This is a genomic window from Glutamicibacter sp. 363, assembly GCF_052379505.1.
In the GTDB taxonomy this organism is placed as follows: domain Bacteria; phylum Actinomycetota; class Actinomycetes; order Actinomycetales; family Micrococcaceae; genus Glutamicibacter.
The window spans coordinates 1-1,154 of the sequence record NZ_JBQSYR010000078.1; the positions used below are offsets into that span (position 1 = coordinate 1).

1 protein-coding gene is annotated in these 1,154 nt (G+C 61.4%); it reads right to left on the reverse strand.

The features are described from left to right. The coding region (locus ACT3UA_RS18925) for an HNH endonuclease signature motif containing protein (RefSeq protein WP_444617878.1) at positions 1-1,154 on the reverse strand (1,154 nt) is incomplete at both ends.

The following is a 1,154-nucleotide window of genomic DNA, read 5'->3' on the forward strand; positions in this document are numbered from 1 at the left end:
GCCAGGGACCGGTAGGTCCGCCCGTCTCCGGTGTCGATGACGATGGAATGCGGCAGGTAGGGGTCGACTTTTTCATACCATCCGGGTAGTTCCTTCGCCTTGTTGCAGAACGGGCAGCGGAAGGAGGAATTGTGGACGGTGGTCGGCCCGTTCAGGTGGTGCTGGACCACGTGGTCGATTTCTTCCGGGACTCCGTTGCAGTACGGGGTTTGGCAGTGGGCGTCGCGGATGCGGATGAACTCTTTGAGGCCTTCGGGGAATTCGCGGGCTTTGGAGTCCATGGCGATGAGGTCTTGATTTCCCGGGGCGGTGTAGATGCGCTGGATTTCGGGGAAGGTGAAGATCCTGCGGTTCAGCTCGTCCTCGTGGCGGCTGAGGTGGAAGGGGTCTTTGAGGTCTACTCGGGCTCCGGCGACTAGTTCGCGGGCGTATTGGGCTGGGAGGATGCCGTAGCCGGGCAGGTTCGCTGGTTCCCGGTCGCCGAGGAATAGGGCTTTGTCGGTCATGATGAGCTTCACGTCGAGGAACAGCGGGATTTTGGGTGGGAAGCCGTTGAGCTGGCTGCAGATGAGCATATCTGCTTGGAGCTGCTTCTTGGTGCGGGGGTCGTTTCCGGTGCGGTGGATGGCCTTGGCGCGGGCTTTGATGGATTTGGCCAGGGCGGTGCCTTCGATGAGGGGGAGTTTGGCGCTGAGCATGACGCAGTTTTTGCCTTTGCGGAAGCGGATGTAGCGTTTGGCGGCTTCGTCTTCGGCTTGGATGGCTTTTTCGCTGCTTTGGTGGCGTTCGGTGAATTTGCGTACGGTGTCGGTGATGGCGTTGAGGCCGAGGTTGGTGAACATGTCGGGGTGGGTGGCGAAGAGGGCGTCGAATTCGCGGCGTGGGTTGGTGTCGATTTCTTGCAGTGGTGCGGTGATGGCCAGTATTTGGCGTTCGGTGAGCTCGCCTTGTTCGAAGGCGTGGGCCAGGTGCGGGGTGTCTTCGTTGAGGATGCGGCAGGAGGTGAGGTAGCTGCAGGCGCCGTGGGTGGATTGGCGGCGGTTGATGGCGATGGCTGCGGCGGCGCCGCGTGCGCTGTGGTCGATGTGGATGCCGCGGTCTTCGTGGTCGCGGACGACTGTTTTTTCGTAGTGGTAGGCGAGTTTGGCTTGGGC